Origin of the sequence: Bradyrhizobium cytisi (genome assembly GCF_008123515.1) — a bacterium.
In the GTDB taxonomy this organism is placed as follows: Bacteria; Pseudomonadota; Alphaproteobacteria; order Rhizobiales; family Xanthobacteraceae; genus Bradyrhizobium; species Bradyrhizobium cytisi.
In genome coordinates, this window is the sequence record NZ_VSSR01000151.1 from 1 (window position 1) to 1,671 (window position 1,671).

Here is a 1,671-nt window from a genome sequence, read left to right on the forward strand (position 1 = left end):
GAAGAAAACGGCTGTACTATACGCCCGCTATTCCAGCGACATGCAAAAGGCGACGTCGATTGACGGCCAGCTATTGCTCTGCCGGAAGGTTGCATTGCGCAACAACCTCGATGTCATCGGCGAGTTCGTGGATGCCGCAAAATCTGGTCTTACCGAAGGTGCGCGGGACGGCTATCAGCGTTTGCTCAACGGTGTGCGAAACCAGGAGTTTGACGTAGTCGTCGTTGAGCATTTCGACCGCTTGTCGCGCGATCCCGCAACCATCCAGCGTCTCAAGCAGGTTTTCGAGTTCAACGGCGTTGAGCTAATGGATCAGAAAGGGGTCTATGCGACCGCCACTGACATCAGCATCGCAAGTCTCTACAACACGATTTACAAGCCGCAGCTAGCCGAAAAGGTTCGGCGCGGCCATGACAACGCTGTTGCCAACGGAAGAATTCCTGGCTCCTACGCCTATGGTTATCGGCCAAGGGCGGGCGCGCCCGGCGAACGCGTGATCGATGAGAACGAAGCAAAGATTGTGCTCCGCATCTTCACCGAATATGTGGCGGGCCGCTCGACCCGAACCATCGCCGCAGATCTCACCCGCGAAGGTGTGCCCTCACCAGGGTCGACTCGTCATAAGAACAAGGCTGGTCGCACCACCTGGAATCATCAGTGCATCACAGGCGGTCGGTATGGTCGCGGCATTATCGGCAACGATTTATATATCGGCGAGATACATTGGAACGTTCGCTCGACAATTCTCAACCCGGAGACGCAGAAGAAACAGAAGCGTCGCAATCCAGAAGAACGCCACATCATAGTCAAAAAGCCAGAGCTGCGGATCGTTCCGCAAGAGCTCTGGGATCGAGCGCAGAAGGTTCGTAGCGCGCGCGCCGTATCTATGTTCGGGCCGACTGGCAAGCCGAGGCGTCGCGCCGTGATCCCGCGCAACAATGAGCACCCGCTTGCCGGTGTGCTCCGGTGCGGCGTCTGCAATGGCCATATGCGAATCGCTCAATCCTCGCGTAACGGTGCACCGCGCGCGGCATGCGCGAGCGCGCATCAGCGGGGCACCTGCGAGCACACCCATAGCTTTGACATGGACGTTCTGCTCGAGGATGCCTCCGACAAAATCCAAGTAAAATTGCTTTCGCCGAAAGCCATTGAAGAGGCGATGCGTGCTTGGAAGGAGGAGCGCAAAAACGATCGGAACAAGGGCAGCGAACACGCTAAGCTAGAGCGTCGACGCGGCGTGCTGACTACCGAGATCGAACGCCTGTCATATGCCATCGCAAATAGCCGTCGAAAGCCGGACGAGTTGCTCAAGCGGATCGATGAGTGCGACTTGGAGCGGGAAAGCATTGAAGCCCGCTTGCGACTGCTGGGCGGTGGCGGCGAAAATGTGATTGGCTTCGATCGCCCGAAATTCAGTGACCGATACCTTTCGGAGGTTAGAAGGCTGATCACCGCGCTCAAGACCAATCCGAAGGCGATCGAAACTCGCGTCGCCTTCCGCAACTTGATTGAATGCATAGTAGTGCATCCGGTTCCCAAGCGGATGCCGTACGAATATACGCCCTACCTGAACAGTTCCGCGCTCTGCGGCAAGAACCTTTTCCCCGAAAACCGCAGCAAGGAGCGAGAAATCAGCACGTTTGCCTACTACGACAATGGCAAGTCAGGGAA

General features: G+C 56.9%; 1 protein-coding gene. It reads left to right on the forward strand.

Annotation, left to right across the window (positions count from 1 at the left end; genetic code table 11):
* Window positions 1-1,671: recombinase family protein (locus FXB38_RS42095; protein WP_148756716.1), on the forward strand; the 1,671-nt coding region annotated here is incomplete at both ends.